Origin of the sequence: Myroides sp. N17-2, assembly GCF_002286775.1 — a bacterium.
Classification (GTDB): Bacteria; Bacteroidota; Bacteroidia; order Flavobacteriales; family Flavobacteriaceae; genus Flavobacterium.
The window spans coordinates 35,484-56,133 of the sequence record NZ_NSGJ01000034.1 but is presented as its reverse complement, the minus strand read 5'-3'; the positions used below and the strand labels follow the sequence as shown (position 1 = coordinate 56,133).

General features: G+C 30.4%; 15 protein-coding genes and 2 pseudogenes. 15 read left to right on the top strand and 2 right to left on the bottom strand.

Features of this window, described 5'->3' with window-relative positions:
- Nucleotides 1-104 precede the first annotated feature (104 nt).
- Nucleotides 105-815, bottom strand: a pseudogene (locus CF599_RS13650) (YWFCY domain-containing protein); the annotation flags it as partial.
- A 223-nt stretch (nucleotides 816-1,038) separates the two neighbouring features.
- On the opposite strand from CF599_RS13650, the gene CF599_RS13645 reads away from it, so the two are divergent.
- The 7 genes and pseudogenes from CF599_RS13645 (at nucleotide 1,039) to CF599_RS19900 (ending at nucleotide 11,959) form a co-directional block, all read left to right on the top strand.
- Nucleotides 1,039-6,858 (top strand): ATP-binding protein, encoded by a 5,820-nt coding sequence (locus CF599_RS13645; protein ID WP_121966561.1) that lies wholly within the window; start codon nucleotides 1,039-1,041, stop codon nucleotides 6,856-6,858.
- A 96-nt stretch (nucleotides 6,859-6,954) separates the two neighbouring features.
- Nucleotides 6,955-7,389 (top strand): plasmid mobilization relaxosome protein MobC, encoded by a 435-nt coding sequence (locus CF599_RS13640; protein ID WP_121966560.1) that lies wholly within the window; start codon nucleotides 6,955-6,957, stop codon nucleotides 7,387-7,389.
- Nucleotides 7,386-8,693, top strand: a complete 1,308-nt coding sequence (gene mobB, locus CF599_RS13635; RefSeq protein WP_121966559.1) for a conjugal transfer protein MobB — start codon at nucleotides 7,386-7,388, stop codon at nucleotides 8,691-8,693. The genes CF599_RS13640 and mobB overlap by 4 nt, the downstream gene beginning before the upstream one ends.
- Before the next feature lie 112 nt (nucleotides 8,694-8,805).
- Nucleotides 8,806-9,114 carry a co-chaperone YbbN gene (locus tag CF599_RS13630; protein ID WP_254050315.1) on the top strand — a complete coding sequence of 103 codons (309 nt, stop codon included), beginning with the start codon at nucleotides 8,806-8,808 and terminating at the stop codon, nucleotides 9,112-9,114.
- A gap of 18 nt (nucleotides 9,115-9,132) precedes the next feature.
- Nucleotides 9,133-10,143, top strand: coding sequence for an NAD(P)/FAD-dependent oxidoreductase (locus CF599_RS13625; RefSeq protein WP_121966558.1), 1,011 nt, complete (start codon nucleotides 9,133-9,135; stop codon nucleotides 10,141-10,143).
- Between the two features lie 226 nt (nucleotides 10,144-10,369).
- Nucleotides 10,370-11,284 (top strand): annotated as a pseudogene (gene trxB / locus CF599_RS19905) (thioredoxin-disulfide reductase); the annotation flags it as partial.
- A 108-nt stretch (nucleotides 11,285-11,392) separates the two neighbouring features.
- Nucleotides 11,393-11,959: a bifunctional 2-polyprenyl-6-hydroxyphenol methylase/3-demethylubiquinol 3-O-methyltransferase UbiG gene (locus CF599_RS19900; protein WP_254050316.1), complete on the top strand. Its 567-nt coding sequence runs from the start codon at nucleotides 11,393-11,395 to the stop codon at nucleotides 11,957-11,959.
- 200 nt (nucleotides 11,960-12,159) lie between these two features.
- Here CF599_RS19900 and CF599_RS13615 read toward each other — a convergent pair whose 3' ends face one another.
- The gene (locus tag CF599_RS13615; protein ID WP_121966556.1) at nucleotides 12,160-13,992 is read right to left on the bottom strand and encodes an AIPR family protein; all 1,833 of its coding nucleotides are present in this window, start codon (nucleotides 13,990-13,992) and stop codon (nucleotides 12,160-12,162) included.
- Nucleotides 13,993-14,759: 767 nt separating this feature from the next.
- On the opposite strand from CF599_RS13615, the gene CF599_RS13610 reads away from it, so the two are divergent.
- The 8 genes from CF599_RS13610 to CF599_RS19890 all read left to right on the top strand — a co-directional run bounded on the left by CF599_RS13610 (nucleotide 14,760) and on the right by CF599_RS19890 (nucleotide 20,369).
- Nucleotides 14,760-15,527 (top strand): ParA family protein, encoded by a 768-nt coding sequence (locus CF599_RS13610; protein ID WP_121966555.1) that lies wholly within the window; start codon nucleotides 14,760-14,762, stop codon nucleotides 15,525-15,527.
- A 4-nt stretch (nucleotides 15,528-15,531) separates the two neighbouring features.
- On the top strand, nucleotides 15,532-15,975 hold the full coding sequence (locus tag CF599_RS13605) for a DUF3408 domain-containing protein (protein ID WP_121966554.1): 444 nt from the start codon (nucleotides 15,532-15,534) through the stop codon (nucleotides 15,973-15,975).
- 12 nt (nucleotides 15,976-15,987) lie between these two features.
- A complete protein-coding gene (locus tag CF599_RS13600) occupies nucleotides 15,988-16,260 on the top strand; it encodes a DUF3408 domain-containing protein (RefSeq protein WP_121966553.1) in 273 nt (90 codons plus the stop codon).
- Nucleotides 16,261-16,263: 3 nt separating this feature from the next.
- Complete coding sequence (locus CF599_RS13595) at nucleotides 16,264-16,692, top strand: hypothetical protein (protein WP_121966552.1); 429 nt, start codon at nucleotides 16,264-16,266, stop codon at nucleotides 16,690-16,692.
- The gene (locus CF599_RS19895; RefSeq protein ID WP_254050314.1) at nucleotides 16,670-17,788 is read left to right on the top strand and encodes a hypothetical protein; all 1,119 of its coding nucleotides are present in this window, start codon (nucleotides 16,670-16,672) and stop codon (nucleotides 17,786-17,788) included. The genes CF599_RS13595 and CF599_RS19895 overlap by 23 nt, the downstream gene beginning before the upstream one ends.
- A 2-nt stretch (nucleotides 17,789-17,790) precedes the next feature.
- Complete coding sequence (locus tag CF599_RS13585; RefSeq protein WP_121966551.1) at nucleotides 17,791-18,492, top strand: hypothetical protein; 702 nt, start codon at nucleotides 17,791-17,793, stop codon at nucleotides 18,490-18,492.
- Between the two features lie 93 nt (nucleotides 18,493-18,585).
- Nucleotides 18,586-19,356 (top strand): hypothetical protein, encoded by a 771-nt coding sequence (locus CF599_RS13580; RefSeq protein ID WP_121966550.1) that lies wholly within the window; start codon nucleotides 18,586-18,588, stop codon nucleotides 19,354-19,356.
- Nucleotides 19,356-20,369 (top strand): hypothetical protein, encoded by a 1,014-nt coding sequence (locus tag CF599_RS19890; protein ID WP_254050313.1) that lies wholly within the window; start codon nucleotides 19,356-19,358, stop codon nucleotides 20,367-20,369. The genes CF599_RS13580 and CF599_RS19890 overlap by 1 nt, the downstream gene beginning before the upstream one ends.
- Nucleotides 20,370-20,650: the final 281 nt, after the last annotated feature.

Genomic DNA, 20,650 nt, shown 5'->3' with positions numbered 1-20,650 from the left:
GCACTATGCAATCACTCGCATAGCACGTATCCGTAGGCTACTATTGACGAAACAATAGGTCTAATCTAACGTTAGACAGCCACTTACACAACCTCGTGTCGCACGAACTTAAAATCATAGATATACATTGAAAATCCCTTTTCAATTTGCTGTTTGATAAAGTTATTCACCACAGCGTAAGATTTACCAGAACCAGGAGTACCAAGAACGATTGTGGCTCTAAATGGATTAACAATGTTTATCCAACCGCTGTTCCATTTTCCTTTGTAATAGAACTTTGAAGGCAGGTTAATGGAGTATTCGTTTTCAATGAACCTGGTCTCTTGCATAAAACTCTCGTTTTCAAAATTAAATACATCTTGCATTAGGTTGTCATTTAGGAGTCTACTAATCCACGCTCCTGATACCAAAAGCAAGATATAGCCTAAGAAGGTGCTTACTATATAAAGAACAGCACTCCAAGAATATCCAAAATCAAGTAAAAAGAAGTTAAAAAAGAACAGGCTAAAACCAACTGTAAAAACAAGAGTGATTTTAGAGACTGTTATCTTTTCATGTTTTACGCCTTTGCCTCCCCACAGGCTTAAAGAAAGTAAAACCAAACAAAAGAGTTTCGTATAAAGTAAATGTGAAAATAGCCCTGCTGTATCGTTGAAATTCACAAGTATTCTATCTACAACTCTGTGTGTTATTCCAAGGCTTAAAAAGAAAGAATAACAATACCAGTATAGGTGTATAAGCATAATAAGAATGCTTACTGCTCGCATAAATGCTAATATTTTAGCGAGCGCTTTTAAATCGTCTTCTGATTGCATAATGTAATAATTTAAAGGTTAACTATTAAAAATAGAAGACGATTGCAATGTTAAATGCTTATTGGAATATAAAGGAATTGTTTTGCAGTACATTCATATTCTAAGTATGTGGTAGTTATAGAGAAGTTGATATTAAGAATAATTTTTTAGTTCCATTTTATCGATTTATAAGCTTACCTTAGAATACAAAATTTAATACGATTACTAAAGTTTAACTAACTACATGAGAAAAAATCCCAATAGTCCAATAAGAAGTGGATATAAGTATGAAGATGTGTTTACGTTAAAATTATGCACTGAGTGGTTGCTAGAACCTGAAAAATATAAAGAAATTCGTATTCAGTATAAACCTGAAGATATAGGAGTTTCTCATTTTGCTATTGATGATATTGTTGCTACACGTAGTGATAATACAGTGGAGTTTTATCAAATAAAGCATAAGCAGAACCCAGATAGTGATTTGTGGACTTTTAAAGATTTGAATAAAAAAGGTATTCATAATTGGATAAAATCTTATTTAGCCTTAAAGGAATATAATGTAGAATGTTATTTATTAACTAATGGACAAGCTTCTGATGAGCTATTAGCATATATAGAAGAAGGTTTCTTTAATTTTAAAAAAATAGAAGATAGTAACCTAGATTTCTATAATTTATTGTTACAATCTTTTACAAAAGATCAATTATTAGATTTTTTTAAAAATTTCAATTTTAAGTTTAATCAACCTGGAAAAAAGAAGTTAGAAGAAGAAGTACGTCAGATATTATATAGGCAATTAAAAGCAATTAAGTCAGGAGTAGATAATTTACTTTTAACTATTGGTAATGAAGGGGCAGAACGACTTCCTGGTATATTTACTCTTGAAAAAATACGTTCATTCTTATCATTTGATGATCCAAGACCTTTAAATCAAAATTTTGAAGTTCCTATTGATTTTGAGTTTTTTAATGAGGACACGCATGAAAAAATAATACATGAGTTAGTAAACAAAGAAGGTGGAGTAAAAGTAATCTATGGAAAACCAGGAAGTGGGAAAAGCACCTATCTATCCAAGTTATACAGTATTTTAAGAAAAGAGGAAATCCTTGTCTTTAGGCATCATTATCACATAAGTTTAAAGGATATATCTAAAATCGAGAGATTGAATAATGATAGAGTTATAGAAGGACTAAAAGCACAGTTTAAAAGTTTAGATCATGAAGTAATTAAATCTTTGGGTGAAATAAATACGGAGATGTTGAAATTAAAAGAGTTTATAGATGAAATAGCTTCTTTTTCTAGAGAAAGAAATAAACCATTTGTATTAATTATAGATGGATTAGATCATGTTTTAAGAGAAGGAAGTAGTGAGAGAGAACTCGTTGAATTTCTAAATGAGGTAATTTTTCCACAACAAGGATATTGGTTAATATTGGGAACACAAGAGTTGGCTACACATAGTTTCCCAAATTCTCTTTTAAATTTAGCACCTAAAGAAGAGTGGATTGAAATAAGAGGTTTAAATCGTCAGGCGATTAAGAACATAACAATTAATAAGTTTAAAATTGAATGTGAAGTTAATGATTCCTATTTTGAGACTATTATATCTAAGTTAGTAACTATAACAGAAGGGAATCCACTTCATTTGAGATATGTTATAAATGAGGTAAGAAACTATGGTAATAATATTTCAGAATATGATTTAGATAAGATACCTCATTATAATAATGAAATTGAAAACTACTATTCAAATCTTTGGAAACAACTTCCTACTTTATGTAAAACAATATCTTATGCTGTTGTTGTTTTAGATTTTAAATTACAAGAGGATCAATTGAATTCATTGATTTCAAAATTTAGTAAATATGCTTCAGAGGTTACAGATAGTTTAAAAAAGATAAGACATTTATTTCGTTTTGACTTATCTGGTATTTCAATATTTCATAATAGTTTTAATGTATTTATATTAAATCAGGAGGAATTACAACAACAGAAAATACTTTTATTTCAAGAGCTTAAGGTTTGGTTAAATCAAAAAGAGCAAGATTCATTACGCTGGTTAGAACTTCCTAAGGTAGAGTACTATCTTGGAAAATCAGATAGGTTATTAAATATTGATAATAAATGGATTATTGAACATTATTTGAAATCTCATAATGAGTTAGGTATATTAACTTTATTGAAGTTAGCAACAAAAGCTGCATTTGAAAGTAATAATTTTGAAAAAACAATCTACTTTTCAATCGTTAGCAATTTATATGAAAATAAAGAGACTAATTTAGATACTGCAATTGAAGGTATTTGGACTACAGCTTTTAATTTAAAGAATCATTCTGATCTTCATTCTATAGATTTTAACACTCTTTCACACTATCAGCTTAAGTATAGTTTAATAGAATTAAAAAGGCAAGGTATTATTTCGGAAATCCCTGCTGAAGTATTTGAGAGGTTGAATGAATTGTTGAATGATAAGTGGAGTAACCATTTTCAAATAGCACAATCATGTATATCAATATTTGTTTGTTTTGATAAAGCTAATATTAATAGAGTTTTTGATTTTATCAAGCAATTTAGGGAAAATGAAGAAAGCATAGAACTATTTGAACACTATATTATTGAATTATTAAGAGCTTTAAAAAATCCGATTACAATAATAAAGAAGATGTTCTCACTAGAGTTGACTAGTGAAGAGAAAGGAAGTATAATCAAAGTTTTAATTACAGATGATTTAAACCAAAATACTGATAGATGGGGTCAAATATTAGGAAATATTAAGGAGTATAGTTTATACTTACATTTCTATCATATTATGTTAGATAAAAAAGTTCTGGGTTTAAATTCGAAAGAACCATTAATTTCTTTAGATCGCAATATTGGTTTTCCTGCTAAGAATGAAAATAGAATAAAACAGTCCTTGTTGGATATATTTCTTAAGAGTTTCATAAATGCTTATTCAAATAAAGACACTGTACCTATTGAGTTTACTAATGAGCTTAATGATATTTGGCTATCTACAATGGTGGGGGCTATTGATCAAATAAATCATGATTTAGTTAAATTGTTTAAAAATAAAGAGCTAATAGATATCAAGCTATTAATAGCTCCTATAATTAATTTGCCTAAATTGGAGTTTGGTGATAATAGATATATATATGATTATCAGCGAATAGGACTACCATGCTTAATTGATTGTGTCTTATGGATATCAAAGATATTAAATCAGAAAAATGAACTAATATATCAGTTAAGTTTCGAAGATTTGATTTTCTTAAGTACTTGTGAAAAATATAATAAAGGTTCATTATTTGAGCTTATAAATGGTAATAGGATTACAGTAATAACAAAAGATTTAGAAATTTATGTCTTAAATGAGTTAAAGCAAATCAAGAATGATTTAATTCCATTTAAAGAGAATGCAGAGTATGTTGTTAAATTAGCTCTGATAAGTTCAAATTTTTTAAGTAAAGAAAAAACGGAAGAATTACTCTATGTTACAACAAGCAATTTGATATCTTATGGTGGGCATAAATATATGTTGTTATATGATATTCTAGAAAGTATAGAAATATGTATTAATGAAGGATCAAATTTTGGAAAATACTATTTGAATAGGATATTTCCTTATGTTTTTCATATTGAAAAGTTGACTTCTGGTGATGAAACTCGACATTTTATGAATGAGTTTTGCAAGCTTTTGCCCAAAGTGGATCATAATTTACTTTTTAATATTTACCTGTATAATCTTAATGTAAGAGATTATATGAATGTAGATAGTTTATTTGATAATATTTTAGACTCGTTAGATTATAGAGATCCTGTTGCAAGGGCTATTGGAAAAACAGCAATTAATAGTCATTATCAAACATTAATCGAGATTCAAAAGAAAGGGAATGAGGAAGTTACTGAAATAGTTAATAAATTAAATAATAAGTTTGGTTTAGTAGAGATTACTGAAGAATCTGAAACATATATTCATAAAGATGATGAGGCTGATTATATTTCTATATCAACAATAGATATTAAAAACTATATATTTTCTAATACAGATTTTACAGAAAGCTATTTAACCTACTCAAATTGTTCATTCTTAAACTCTTGGTTAAAAAAACATTTAGAAAACGGAACAGATGAAGAATTATTATTTATTGTGTTAAAGGATATTATTGGAAATAATTTCTCAAATATATCATCAGAATTATTAGATAGTGTTTATTCTTTAGCAATTGATTATGATGATAATTTTGCTTTTAATTGTATTTGCTGGGCACATGCTAATGGTGGAGGATGGGGAGCTTCTTATTTTGGAAAACTAGAATATGCTCAAAAAAGATGGAAAAATGTTTTATTAGATTTTCCACAAAGAGTGGATGAATTTTATAAACATAGTGTTACAAATTCTGGTAGATACTATGGTAGAGGTAAACAGTATAGTATTCCCATTCCGAATAGTATTCAGTTTTATTTTGATAGAAATCAACAAGATAAGGCAGAGCAAATAACAACTGCCTATATTGAAGTTTTAACAAATATATTTCCAAATGTTAATCTTGTTTTACCAGAATATTTAAACGATTTACAGGAGGTAAACTTGTTTGATATATTATTATCTCGATTGACTTGGATAAGTCCAATTGTTAGATATAGAGCAGTTGAAAGTATATCTGAATTATTAGAAAATGATGAGCATGGAGAGTATCATAAATTGTTCATAGAATATTTATCCTATGAAGGGTTAGAAAATAGAAGCTGTGAAGGTTTATTGGTTATATTGAAATCTTTAAAAAATAAAAAATCATTTTCGTTTCAATATGTGAATGAATCAGTTTTAAGGAATTTAGTTACAATTAAAAGTATGTCTACGGATTTGCTTATTACAAAAATTTCGGAAATATTATCTATAAAGGTAGAATCATATAAGTTATTGGTCAGTAATGTAACCATTAATATTAGAATAAACACCAAAGAAGCAGAGTTTATTGAGTTAATAAAAAGTAATATACCTTCATATTATTTACATTATGCAGCAGGTATACAAGATATCATTGGTGATTCCTATAACTTTTTATCAATATGGTTTAATCAATATCAAGAGTATTGTCATAGTTTTAATATAGGAAAAGAAAGTGATGAGGAAAGTAGATACTGCCAAACTAAATATCAGTTTATGATAGGAAAGTGTACTATATACGGAGATATTTTGAAATCAACTTTTATGGGGGTATTAGAATATTTGTATAAGGTAAAATGTATCAACTTTTCAGATTTAAATCACTATCTAATAAAAAACTTACCGATAGATATATCATTATGGGATATTAATGTGGGAGAAAAACCAAGTTGGTGGCCAGAAATTACAATACCAAAAGAGTTTGTAAATTCTAAAGATTATACACAAAAAGTAATTGAATTTATTAAAAGTGATAATCCACAATTACCTTTGTACTTTAAAGGAAATTATTCAACCACAAAGGAGTTTTATAATTCTAATTCATACTGTGAAATAGAATCTATCGTCTTTATGACTAATCAGCATAGATCTACTATAGAGAAGATTGATTTATCTATTGTCTATAAACAACTTAAAAACACTGGAGTATGGTATGTTTTAGGTGATGACATTAATCCTAATTTCGAAGAAAACTTAAGATTTAATGGTTATTGTGAATCTAATCTATGTACTTCTTTAATATCTCCAATGAAATCATTTTTAAATAATACTTGGCAATATTATAGAGTATTTAATGACATCAAATTATTATCCCCTTTCTTATCAAGTACATTAGATTTAGTAGTTAATAACGGTAGACTTGAATATGAATACAAAGGAAAAAAAATAGCTTATTTTAGTGATTTTCTAGTCAATTTTAAAGACTCTTGTTATTCTGAGGAGCCAATACCTTATAATCATTACTTAATGGTTGATAGAGAGTATATTAATAGTGTTAGTAAGGATTATGAAATGAAATTGATGGTTATGATAAAACAGGGAATTATTGTAAAAGACAGAATGAGTCGCGATGAAGTATATGAACGTATAGAAAGCCTTAAGATAATTGAACTTTAATATTATTCATTCATTTCCAAATATAACCTTTAACAACCATTAGAAGTTTAGCGATATAAGTATTTCTTATTTTGACATCAACCAAAATAAGACACTATGCAAACCACAAGTAAAAACAAAGGAGGAAGAAAGCAAAAATCTAATCCTAAAAAACACAGACACGTTTTTAGACTCACTGAGTCTGAAAACCAGAGATTACTTACTTTGTTTGCTTCCTCAGGGATGGCAAACAAAGCAAACTTTCTTGTTTCTCTGCTTTTAGATAGAGAGATTACAACGGTAAAAGTAGATGTAGGTGTTTTGCAGTACCATACGTTACTAACCAAGCTCTTTAACCAATTTAAAGCAGTAGGGGTAAACTACAATCAGATTGTAAAGCTATGTAATCAGTACTTCTCTCAAGATAGAGCTAAGCGTTCTATCTCAAGACTTGAAGAGTACACTAAAGATCTAACTAAGCTGTGTTACTATATTATCAAGCTAAGTAAGGAGTTTGAAGAGAAACATCTTAATTCAAAAGGTAAGGTATGATAGCTAAAATTGGAAAAGGAAGTAACCTAATAGGAGTGTTGTCTTATAATCAGTTAAAGGTTGACAAGGGACAAGGAGCTGTAATAGATACGAATCATTTACCTGAACCGAATAACTCTGTAGACTACATTGATTCCCTCTATAGACACTTTGAACCATATCTAATAGTGAATAACAAGACTGAAAAGATTGTAAGACACATTTCTTTGAATCCGAACCCTAATGATAAACTAACAGACGATGCGTTAAATGAAATAGCTAAGCAGTATATGAAGCAGATGGGATATGAAAACCAACCTTATATTGTCTATAAGCATAGTGATATAGAAAGAGAACATATCCATATCGTAACGGTTTGTACAGATTTACAAGGAAAGAAAATTGATGATAAATACGATCATCTCAAATCAATGAAAGCTTGCCGTGAAATTGAAAAGCAGTTTAATCTAACTTCATCAGTCAATCAGACGCACAAAGAATCTAAACAAACTCTATTTAAACCAGTTGACTACACAAAGCTTAATCTAAAAACTCAAATAGCCTCGGTTATACGCTACTTACCCAAGTACTATCATTATGACAGCTTAACAAGTTACAACGCTTTATTATCCCTATTTAATATCAGAGCAGAAAAGGTAGAGGCAACTTATAATGGACAAGTAAAACAAGGCTTAGTTTATTTTGCTTTAAACGAAAAAGGAGAGAAGACTAGTAATCCTTTTAAGGCATCACTCTTTGGTAGAGAGGCTAGTTACCAAGAATTAGAAAAGCATTTTAAAGCATCAAAAGAAAGATTAAAAACCTTACCAACTAAGGCTAATTTAAAACAAACCATTGAAGTAGCTATAAACAGTACTAGCTCATTACAAGAGTTTAAAGAAGAGCTTCTCAATCAAGGAGTAAACGTTGTCCTCTTTCAAAACAAAGACAATCGTATCTATGGCGTAACTTTTATAGATCACAACTCAAAAAGCGTTTACAAAGGATCTGATTTAGGTAAAAACTTATCCGCTAATGTTTTTAATCAGAAATGGAGTAGTACTTCTGAATCTGAAGGTTTAATTAAACCGCAAGAGCTTCAAGAAGAACAAAAGAATGAAAGTAAACGCGATTTACCCTTATTTACACAAGCCACTGAAGAGATTCATCCTATGTTTGAGTTTGTAGAATCAGCGTTAAGTGGTAATGATGTAGCGTTTACATCATTTGTTAGTTTATTTTCAGCTAATCAAAATGTAAATTATCAAGAGTATGAATCTGAGATAAAGAAAAAACAGAAGAGAAAAGGTAGAAAAAGATTTTAAGATTAAGAGGTATTTGCGTTTAATTCTACTATATATGTGTTATGTACCGTTTAATCTCCCATTCGTCTATTATCATGTTCTAATAGTCTAGTTAGTTTTGTCCAGATTAAAAATGAAAAATAAGAACATGAATATAAAAGATATTTTAAAAGAAACAGATAAGCCAGTTTTATTGCAATTCTATGCAGAGTGGTGTGGTCCATGTAAGACTTTATCAAAAATGATTGATGAGTCAATAAATGATATTACAACACACGTTGAATTAAAACGCATTAACGTGGATGAACATCCTGCTATCGCTGCTGAATTCTTTGTAAGAGCAATTCCTACTATGGTATTAGTTAATCAAACAGGAGAGGTTAAATGGAAGCATACAGGTGTTATGCCAGTAAAGGATATTGTAGCTGAACTAATCAAGTAATTAAAATGTAGAGAAGTTATGGTATCACGTAGGGATTTTTTAAAAACAAGTACATTAGCTTCATCAGCATTGCTGTTAGCTAATCCGCTGTTGTCTTTTGCTAGTTTGGATGAAAAAAGCGAACAAGAACTTTTTGATGTTATTATCGTTGGAGGTAGTTATTCTGGATTATCAGCCGCATTAGCATTAGGGCGCTCTTTACGCCGAGTTTTAATACTAGATAGCAATGAACCTTGTAATCGAATGGCCACTCATTCACATAACTTCTTAACACAAGATGGAAATCCTCCAGGAGGGATTGGAAAACTTGGAAAAGAGCAAGTTGAAAAATATGAAACTGTGTTTTTCCATTTAACTAAAGTAAATAGCGTAGAGAAGCAAGAGAATCAAACTTTTACTGTTACAACAGATCAAAATAAGAATTACGCCTCTAAGTATGTCTTATTTGCTACAGGAATGAAGGATGAGATGTTACCAATAAAAGGATATGAAGCTTGTTGGGGGAAAAGTATTTTGCACTGTCCCTATTGTCATGGATATGAAGAAAGACACAAAAGCACCACTATTTTAGCCAATGGAGATGTTGCTTTTCATTATGCAATGCTTGTTTCTAATCTAACAGACAAGTTAACTATTCTGACAAATGGTACTGCCTTATTTAAAACAGAACAACAAAACATTTTAGCCAAAAATAAAGTCCAAGTGATTCAGAAGCAGATCAAAGAGCTTAACCATCAAAATGGAAAAGTATCTGAGATTATTTTTCAAGATAATACAACATTGTTTACAGAGGCTATCTATTCAAGACCTCCTGCTAAGCAACATTGTGATATCCCAGAAAAGTTAGGCTGTGAATTAACAGAGCAAGGACTACTTAAAATAAACGCCAAACAAGAAACAACAATCCAAGGAATCTATAGTTGTGGCGACACAAGTTCATTTCGATCTGTTGCCACAGCAGTAGCCACTGGATCAGCAACAGGTATGTCAATAAATGCTCAGTTGTGTCAAAACGACTTTATGAATTAACCTTTTAAAGATATCTTATAATTTCAGTTATTAAAATTTAAGTATTAAGGTTAAAGTTTGCAATTTATATTAGATTTCAAAAGCAAGTGATTTAGCCAAGATCACTTGCTTTTTTTATACAAACACAAGCATCTGTGTTTTGTACCATTTTTCATCCCATATGCTTAAGAACGAGATAGAAAGTAATTCTGAATTTTGAATCAGTAAAATTAAATCTACAAATAGAATGGAAAAACATGAATGTATCATTATAGGGTCTGGTCCCGCAGGTTATACTGCTGCAATATATGCTGCTCGTTATGGACGAAAACCAGTACTTTTTTCGGGTATCTTACAAGGAGGACAATTAACTCAAACAACTGATGTGGACAATTACCCTGGCTTTCCAAATGGAATACAGGGAACAGATCTTGTCAATGATATGCTGCAACAGGCTTTGCGCTTTGGAACAGAGGTAAAATATCAAATGATTGTGTCAGTAGATGCTTTTGATAGACCTTTTAAACTAACGGCAAGTGATGGAGCAATTTACTTAAGTGATAGCGTTATTATTGCTACAGGAGCCTCAGCTAAGTATTTAGGTATTCCCAATGAACAAAAGTATTTAGGAATGGGAGTATCAGCGTGTGCTACTTGTGATGGATACTTTTACAAAGGAAAAGAAGTAATTGTAGTTGGAGGAGGAGATACAGCATTAGAAGAAGCTATGTTCTTGGCTAATTTAGCTAGCAAAGTACATCTATTAGTTAGAAAGGATCACTTTAGAGCATCAGCTATTATACAAGAGCACTTGCAGGGTTATGATAATGTAGAAATTCATTACAATACAGAACTATTAGAAGTTATCGGAAATGAACATTTCGTTGAAGGGGCAGTAGTGTTTAACAACCAATCTAATATCCAAAGACAAGTTAATGTAGATGGTATTTTCATTGCCATTGGTCATTCTCCTAATACGGAAGTATTTACCTCTTTGGTCAATACAGATGAAGTAGGTTATATCAAAACTATTGCAGGATCAACTGAAACTAATGTTCCAGGCATCTTTGCCTGTGGAGATGTTCAGGACACTAAGTATAGACAAGCTATTACAGCAGCAGGTAGTGGCTGTATGGCTGCTATTGATACAGAACGATTCCTAAACAATAGATTGATTAAACACGACATATATTGTGTTGAAACTAATACAAATATTTTAGCGCTAGAGGAGTACCAAGAGCCAGAAGATAAGCTTAGTATTTTTGACAAGATGTACCAAGAAGAAGAATATGCCTATGGCATTCTTCCTAATAGTTACTTTAAAGATAAGATTGATAGTTTGATTCCTGGCAAAATTCTGTTAGCAGGTGAAGGAGAAGGAAGAAACGCTGTTTACGCCGCTAGTAAAGGATGGGAGGTATATTGTTTTGATATTAGCTCTTACGGAAAAACAAAGGTTTTAAAACTTGCACAGCAAACAGGAGTGAAGCTAAACTATGAATTAAAAAATATGAAAGAACTTACTTATGAGTTAGCTTCTTTTGATGTAGTAGCTTTAATTTACACTCCTTTAGAACACAGTGAACTGGTTAAATATCTAAAACCAGGAGGAAGATTAATCTTTGAGGGATTCAGTAAAAAACAAACCAAGTATAATCAAGAAAACCCATTTGCAGGAGGATCAAGAGAAGCATCAGAGCTTTATAATTATGATCAAATGAAAGAAACTTTCAAAGACTTATCTATGAGAGAATCTTATGAAACACAAGTAATTTTAGAAGAAGGCATTTATCACCAAGGAGTATCTTATATATTAAGATATTATGGCATAAAATAACAATTATCATAATATTAGTTTAATTTATATCCAAGATATATTTTGAATATCCTCGCCAAGAATTAAACTTTAAAATCATTCTAATTGTAGGCTGTTCGGATTTTCTCTTGAAAGCTTTAAAATCTTTTAAAAATGATATACGAGCTATATGAACAATAGTATAATCGTTAAATGCGTAGATTATAATAGAACAAAAGCTTTTAAAGCTTTTGTTCTATTATAGTTTTAAAATCAAAATCACTTATTTCTTTATTTAGGGTGGTTCCTTTATAGAAACCATCAAAATTCAAAATTTGCCTTTTTTCTTTCTTGTCTGAATCCTTGATTTCAAGGAAATATTTTGAGTTTATGGAGTGCTCTATAGCATATTTTTCAAACTCTAACCAAGCATTTAAATATAAATTTACTGTTTTATTAATTTCAGTTTCTACTAATATTTTATGATCTTTTATAATAGCACTTATCACAGCATATTTACCATATCTTAGAGCGTGACCAAAGTTAATTATACCATCTTTATTGTTTTTATCTTTACTATATTTTATCTGATAGTTATTAAGTTCTTGTAAAATAAAATATGCATTAATGTAAGATTTATATTTAGAGGTATCCTTGAGTACTTTATCGAAATTATTTTTTTTGAATAAAGTTGAGCCACCAGATCGTCTTGCTTCAGTTGGTTTTCTTTGACATGCTAATATTAATCTTAGTAAGACTTCGCGATCAATAATTTTTTTTCTATCTATATATTTGTTCTTTATTCCTTCGCTAAATTCTCCTGCTTTACGTTGATAAAAATAACCGAATTCATCAAAAATAAGGTTTTGAAGCTCTATTTGTATTTTATCATTTGATCTTCTATCTGCTTCTGATACAGTTGTTTGTTGGTTTGTTGCTTTAGATATAGCTTCAATTAGTTTAAGTTTGTTGTCACTATGTCCATCTTTAATAGTTTCATTAAATGTTATAATTTTTAATAATACTTCTTTACCTTCAAATACTTTAAGGTCTTCTTTATGCTCTAAACAGTCTTCATAGATTCTACTTAGTGTAAAGGCTGTTTGCCCTCCATTAATAATCTGTGGATTAGCAATGATTAATTGTCCAATTCCTTTTTTTGCAATTTTTTTATTAAGGTTGGTGTCATCAGATAACATTGTTATTCCGTTATTGTATAGTGCAAATTCATTTGTGTCTTTAGAAGTTAATGTGTTAGCTATTTCAGAATTTACTGTACCAGATTTCATATCTAAGTAACTTCTTGGATTGTATTTTAATATTGAATTTTTATACTTATATAATGTTTTTGCTATTTCCAATGTAGGAATAAATAATGCTGTTATTTGGCAGTCAGTAAATTCGGTTTCAACAGAATAACTAATTTCTTCGGATGTTTTGTTACTTAGATTTATTTCAATAATTAGTTCTTTCTGATCATAATATGTCCCACAAATTACAGGAAATACTAATTCTTTATATGCTCTTTCAAAATTGAATTCTTGGACAGGGTTCCCATCTGATAGTTTTTTTAATTTGTTCTGTGAGACTACTTTAGTATTAGCTATAATTATAATCTCATATTTATATCTTCCAATATCTGGTATTGTTGAAATAGTTTGTATTAATTTTTGTATTTTATCATTATACTTAGAACCATTTTCATATGTTTTTTCACCATCAGTAATTCTATCAATATCCATATTGATTAATTCCTCATATTTAATTTCTCTACTTTCAAAATTTAGTTGATTATCTCTAAATTTTGATTGTATAAAATATATTTTTTTATTTTCATTATCAATATAGTAACCATCTACCCCTCCATCATTTGTTCCATCAGTTACAAAATACTCTCTTTCTTCAAATGTTAATAATCCAAATCTAACTTTCAAGAACAAGTGAATATATGCTCTCGATCTAGCTTTATTTAATTTTTCATCTTCAGTTTCAAGAGGATGGTAAAAAGTATAATTTCCAGGAGCTTCCTTTCTAATTTCATCTAAAATAGTAATAAGTGTATTGTATTTTGACATAGTAAAGTAAAATATTATATATGGTAAAATAAAGAAATATTTACCGATTACTATTACGGAAATCCGTAAACCCCTCAATATTTTGAGTTAACACTCTATTTCAACAAAAAACTAGCGACTTCGGAGTAGTTTTCCAGCCCTCTGCAAGAGCAAGTCGTTTTGATGGCACGAACGTAGTTTCGAGTGCCTCAAAACATAACTTGCTCTAATCTTTCGATTAGTAATTCCTCTTATTTTACAAAGTAAAATCTAAAGTGATTTCATATTAAGAAATCACTCACTATTCTGCACTAAAATGCCAAGTACTACCTTAAAACTCCATAAATCAAATAAAGCTAGTATATGAGGTTTCTTTGTATGTATAATCATATTTGCCCAAGTAAATAGGTCGGTCACTCAGTACTAATGTAGTTAAAAAAGCAAGTAGTCCTGTGAATCAGTACTGTTGTAGTAAAATAAGCAGGTAACTCTGTTACTCAGTATTCTAGTAGTTAAAGAAGTAAGTGGTTAGGTCATTACTCGCAGTAGTATAGAGAGATATCCTTAGCATAGTAAATAGCTCCGTAATTCGGTATCTATTGTGGGAATTGCAATTGTAGCTTGATACATAGTTAAGTGAAGTGCTTAATATGACACTACTTATCTGAATATAATATTCAGTACTTAAAGAGATGTTTAATTACAACTATAGACCACTATGAGCTTTCTAATAGATGTATCTATTGACTAATCTATTTATTTGCGCAAGTAGCTAAATACATACAATTATGAAAACAAAAAAAGAACCAATTTTTGTAGCCTTCTCTTCTCAAAAAGGAGGAGTTGGTAAAAGCACGTTTACTACGTTAGTAGCAAGTATTTTACATTATCAATTGGGCTACAATGTAGTTGTTTTTGATGCGGATTTTCCACAGCACAGTCTTGTGAAAATGAAAGAAAGAGATTTAACTGTAGTTATGGAAAATGAGAGTTTAAAAAAACTCGCTCATAAGCAGTTTACTACCATCAACAAGAAAACTTATCCAATAATACAAGAGAAAGCGGATGATGTACTAAAAGCTGCAAAGCAGTTTGTAAGTGAGTCACCTATCCCTATTGATGTTGTTTTCTTTGATTTGCCAGGAACGGTTAATACCGCTGGAATAATCAATGCGTTATCAGGCATGCACTATATTTTTACTCCTATAACAGCGGATAGAGTAGTGATGGAAAGTACTCTTGTCTTTACACAACTTTTACGAGATGTTGTGATGAAAAAGACACAGACATCCATACAAAGCATGAATCTATTTTGGAACCAAGTAGATGGTAGGGAGAGTACTCCTTTGTATAATATCTATAACCAAGCTATTGAGGAATTGGATTTTAGTTTGATGCAAAGTCAAATTAAAAGTAGTACGCGATTTCGTAAAGAGAGTGAAGAAACAAGTAAGCTTGTTTTTCGCTCTACTTTACTACCACCTGATAAACGCCTGAGTAAAGCAAGTGGATTAGACGCTTTTATAGAAGAGTTTTTAACAATCATCCAATTATAACACCATGGAAAAAGATAACAAAAACAAAAAGCAATCGCCTATGCGTATTGACGAAGAGCTAATGATGAGCCTAATGGTTGATGGAGTGAGGAAAGAGGGAATCAAAGAACCAGTTCAGATAGAGGTTGAAACAAACGAAGATCAAACTATCATAGCAGACAAATCCTCAAAGCAAAAAACTGCTTTAAAAGAGAAAAAGCAAGCAAAGCAAAGTATTGAAAATGATTATGATGATATCTTTTTTAAAAAATCAGAGACTAATGCAAGAGATGGTAAAACGGTGTATATAAGGCCGGAGTTTCACGAGAAGTTAACTCGTATTATTCAAGTAATAGGAGAGGACAAAATAACGATATACGCATATTTAGACAATTTATTAGAGCATTACTTTGATGAGTTTGCCCAGCAGATCACCAAGAGTTACAACCAAAAATACAAACCAATTTAATACCTAAAAAAGATGAAAAATATATTCAAGAAAACAGAACAAACAAATAATTCACAAAAGTATGCTGATCAGTTCTTAACTAATCGATTCCCATCCACTCGCGCAGGGAAAGTTGTGTATATCCGTCCTGAACATCACGAAGTACTACTTCGCATTACCCAACTAGCTAAAGAAGAGAAAACAACGCTCTATGCGTATATCGATAATATCTTAGAGCAGCATATTAAAGAGCACACGGATGATATCAAGGCTTATTTTCAAGAACATTATAAACCAATTCTTTAACCCATGGAAATAATCATCATAATCAGTCTTGTTATTGTTATCGCTTTGCTGTTGTCTGATAAAAATAAACCCTTTAAAAAAGAGAATCCTACCACAGCAAAAGAGCTACCCTTTAAGCAAGACGTCCGTGTAAGTGTTATGGGAGAGAGTAAGCCTGTTATTCTAAAGCAATCTCTACAAACCGAGCAAGAGGTTAATATGCAAGAGGAAGAGCAAGTATTAGTTACTAGCATAGATCCTTTAGTGAATGAGTTTACCCAGAGATTCAATCTTAATGAGTTAGATACATTTCTAGATTCAGTTGGTAAGGAGCTAATTGATGATACTACCATTGAGATAGCTAAGAAGTTAGAAGGGTCAGAGTTACTTAAACTACTTGAGCAGGAGATGCCAAATTCAGTCAAGTCTATTGTATTCAGCAGCAAGAGGTAATTATTTTGAAACAAGTATATATTCAACTTCTTTAGCAATTCCATTAGTAGGAGCAGCTTGTATTAAAGGAGGAGCAAAAATCGGTGAAGATGCTGCTAAGCGAATAGGTATAATAGCTACAAAGGCAGATAATGCAGATGGTTTTGTACTTAGAGTAGTTCATGTAGGAGATATAAAACCAGGAGAATTACAGTTGACATCAGTTTACTTAGGACCAAATCAACAGTTAACAAAAGAATTTGAAAGTAGTGTTCTTGCAGATGTAAAAAACTATACGAAGAAAGCTGACATAGTAGAGAGTTTAAAGCATAATGAAGCTGTGAAACTCTTAAAAGGTAAAGAGCTATTAAGTTATGTTAAAGAAAGCTTACGTCGCAGTGGTTTATCAGATGATGTACTTCGTCGATTAGATGATAGTAAGATTTGGACAGATGAGAAATTACAAACGCTGAATCACTATTTATCAGATCCGAAGAAATATGGTAACTTAGCAGAGGAGTTAAATAATAAGAATTTATTCGATGCAGTAGAGGCTATTATACACAATCCTATCGATGCATGGGATATCATTAAACAGACACAGAGCGATGAAGTAATACGTGCAGTAACCGAACGAATCGGTAAGAGCCAGTTCTTTAAAGAGGTAGTAGGAAGGGGAAGAACTTTTGAAACATTGGTAACGTCTAAAATAAAGACAATCAATCCACCTTTTGCGGATTTGATAGCTGATGGATTTACACACTTAGATCAAATCTACCTTCTTCGAAAAGGAGGAAGTAAGAATATTATTGCAGATGATTTATTTGTTAAATTAGTGAAAGATGAAAAAGGAAGACCTTACTATAAAGCTGTTATAAGTGATAGTAAATTGACAAATGGATCACCGTGGACAGATAATCAATGGAGTGAATTAATAGAGATATTCCAAAACAACAAAAACTTACCTTTTATTGAGTATCAAATAAGAAGTATAGATAGTAATTTACCTAAAAATTTGCGAGGTAATATTGACATAAGAATATATCGAGAAGATGTATATAAAATAATAAGTGATGGGGCTGGAAATATTAAGATTCCACCAATTAAACAGTTTTAAAAATGAGTATAAAAGAATGGAATAATAGTATTTTGAATGGAATTGTTTTTTTGTTAGAAGAATTTACAGAATATTCAGATAGTAATAGTGTTACACTTTTAAAAAACAATGAAGGCAAGAGTATTTATGGTTTTAGTTGGTTCATCAGTGAAAATTATAAAAATGAACTTGTAGTGAGAAATACCATATATTGGATTAATTATCCACAAATGGAGAAGATTGTTCGACAAATTTTGTTTAAGAATGATCTTGTAGGTTGTGGGACAATAGAGGGGACATCTTCTTCTTTCGTAGATAAAAATAAAGGTAAATTATTAATACCCTATGATGTAAATGATGGAGATGTTGTAAATAAAGAAAGGTTAAATGATATTATTCTAAGATTTGTCTCTATTCTCAACGTAGAAGCATTTCCTTTTTTCGAGAAATGGTCAAGTTTAAATACTTTGTATCATTACATAAAAGATATGGAAGATATAGAAGAATTGGAGGCTGTGTTAGGTCAGTTCTGGCAGTTTAAGAGGGTTACTATTTTTAGGTTGTGTAATGACGATAGGTATCAGGAGTGTATGGATTCAATTTATGATAGAGAAAAGAAGTATTATGATGAAGATGCTAATGATATTGATAATATAAGATATTACCATGCTGCACGAGATTTAAAAGCAGTACTAGATACCACAGCACCAGTATATAATGTGTAAATTAGACAGCTCCTATGTGGAGCTGTTTTTGTAGATATACAGTTTAATTTTGTTAGAGGGATTCAAAAACGGAAGAGTTTAGAAGACAAACTTGTGCTTAATAAAGTAGCAGAGTTCTTACATCCTTCTAATAAAAAAGCATTAGATGCCATAGGCGGAGAAAGTGGATTAGAAGAAATTATTAAGGCGAATGTTAGAGCAGGGTGCAGTACTTGTGGAAAGGCATCGACAAGTTTCTTAAAAAATATGGATGAGTATTTAGACGATGTTCTGTATTTTGGGAATACTTTTGCAGGTAAAGAAGGTTTTGATAAGGTAATCAAAGAACTGAAAGTTATCAATAAGAAGAATAAAGATCCTAATTACGCTGTAGAAGGAGCTACTTTTATGTTGAGAAAGATAAGGGAAACACCAGAGATAACAGCGAATAGTGTTAGAAGGTTTGATGGAATATTTGAAGGAGAGATAGACAAAATATGTTTAAATTGTCGATTTGATATAGAACTAATATCAGGAAAGAAATTTGAGTATAAGAGTTACGGACCAACATCTATTAGTAGTATCTCAAGTAGTGATATATTCTTGAGACAACACTTAAGTTATTTGGAAGAAACAACTTCTTTAGATAATATACTGTATGAGTTTGATAAATTGAAATTCTCAGATAGGGATAAGGTTGTTGAACAGTTTAGAAAAATGTATGAGAAGAATGCAGAACAAATTTTTAAACCTAAGTCTCAAGGAGGATTAGGAGAAAGTAAGATAAAAGAGTTGTTTGGTAATAAAATAAATAGTATTGATGATTTTCTTGATGAGATAGAAAATATCAATAGTCCAATTTATAAATTTATAAAAGTAGATTAATGGAATTAGTAGACCATTTAAAAAATGTGGGAGATACCAAGGTTATAAATAAGCGAGTATATTATGAGAAGAATGGAGCTATTATGTTGTACCCTAATAGAAAAATTATAGAATTAGATGATTTTTGGGGTATTCATTATAGTGATAGTATAATCAATGTATTTACAAATAGAAGTTTTAATTTACTCTATGATTATGAAGGTAATCTGTTAAGTTCATATGAGAAAATAAATTTTTATTATATTTTGTCAAAAGACGATTTTATATATTATGATAGGGTAGATAAAAGAACAAAGAGAAAGGATATAAAATTATATGATGGGAAAATAGATTTAAGTTACCTTAAAGATAATTTATTCTTCTTTATTGATAAGGAGTTATTGAGATTTTGTAATATTCAAGATGGCAGTATTTATTGGCAATATGATATATCATCTATTGCTAATAACCCCCATAACGATGTTTATAACAAAGCGGCAGAATGGAAGGTAAAGAAGTTTATAGGTGTTATAGCAGATAAGTTGTGGATAGCTTTAAATCATCATACTATCATAGCGTTAGATATAAAAACAGGACAGTTGGTTCATCGAATCGATTGTATTGATGGTTTTAAGTGTGGATGGCTTCCATCTGCTATTCCATTGCCAGAAGCAACAGTGATAGATGAGAAGAATAATGTGTTAATTGGATTTATGTGGGAGTTTTATTGGGAGATAAACCCAATAGACGGGACACTTACTTTTATAGATTTGACAGAAGAGTTAAAACTAGTGGCTATCCGAAATGATCTTGCAGAGTTTGTTTTAACAGAAGATTCTATTTATTTTGCAAGTCATCCAAGTGAAAGTAAAATAGGGTTATTAGATCGAAAGAGTAAAAAGGTTACTTGGAGTTATGAGTTTAAAACAGAAGAAGGAGAACGAGAAGTTCGTATTATGCAACTTCAAGGTAATGAAGAGAAAATAGGAGCTTTAAGTTCTGCTAAAACTCTTTACATCTTCGAAAAAGAATAGGTAGACAGCTCCTATGTGGAGCTGTTCTCTTTTGTATAAAAGTATATTCAAGTATGGTCTCCAAAACCTAACATTTCTACCCTAAAAATGATTACGCTTCTTCCTTCAAAAACACCCTATCACTAAGATTAATCTGTTAAAAAACAAGAGTTGATTTTATTGTTAATTATTCCTTAATTTATGTTGTGCGAAATTAGTACACATATCCTGTAAACCCTTATGAATGCTAGGTTTTAAATTATTGTATCGAAGATAGCTTTTTACTTGTAAAAGTATGAACA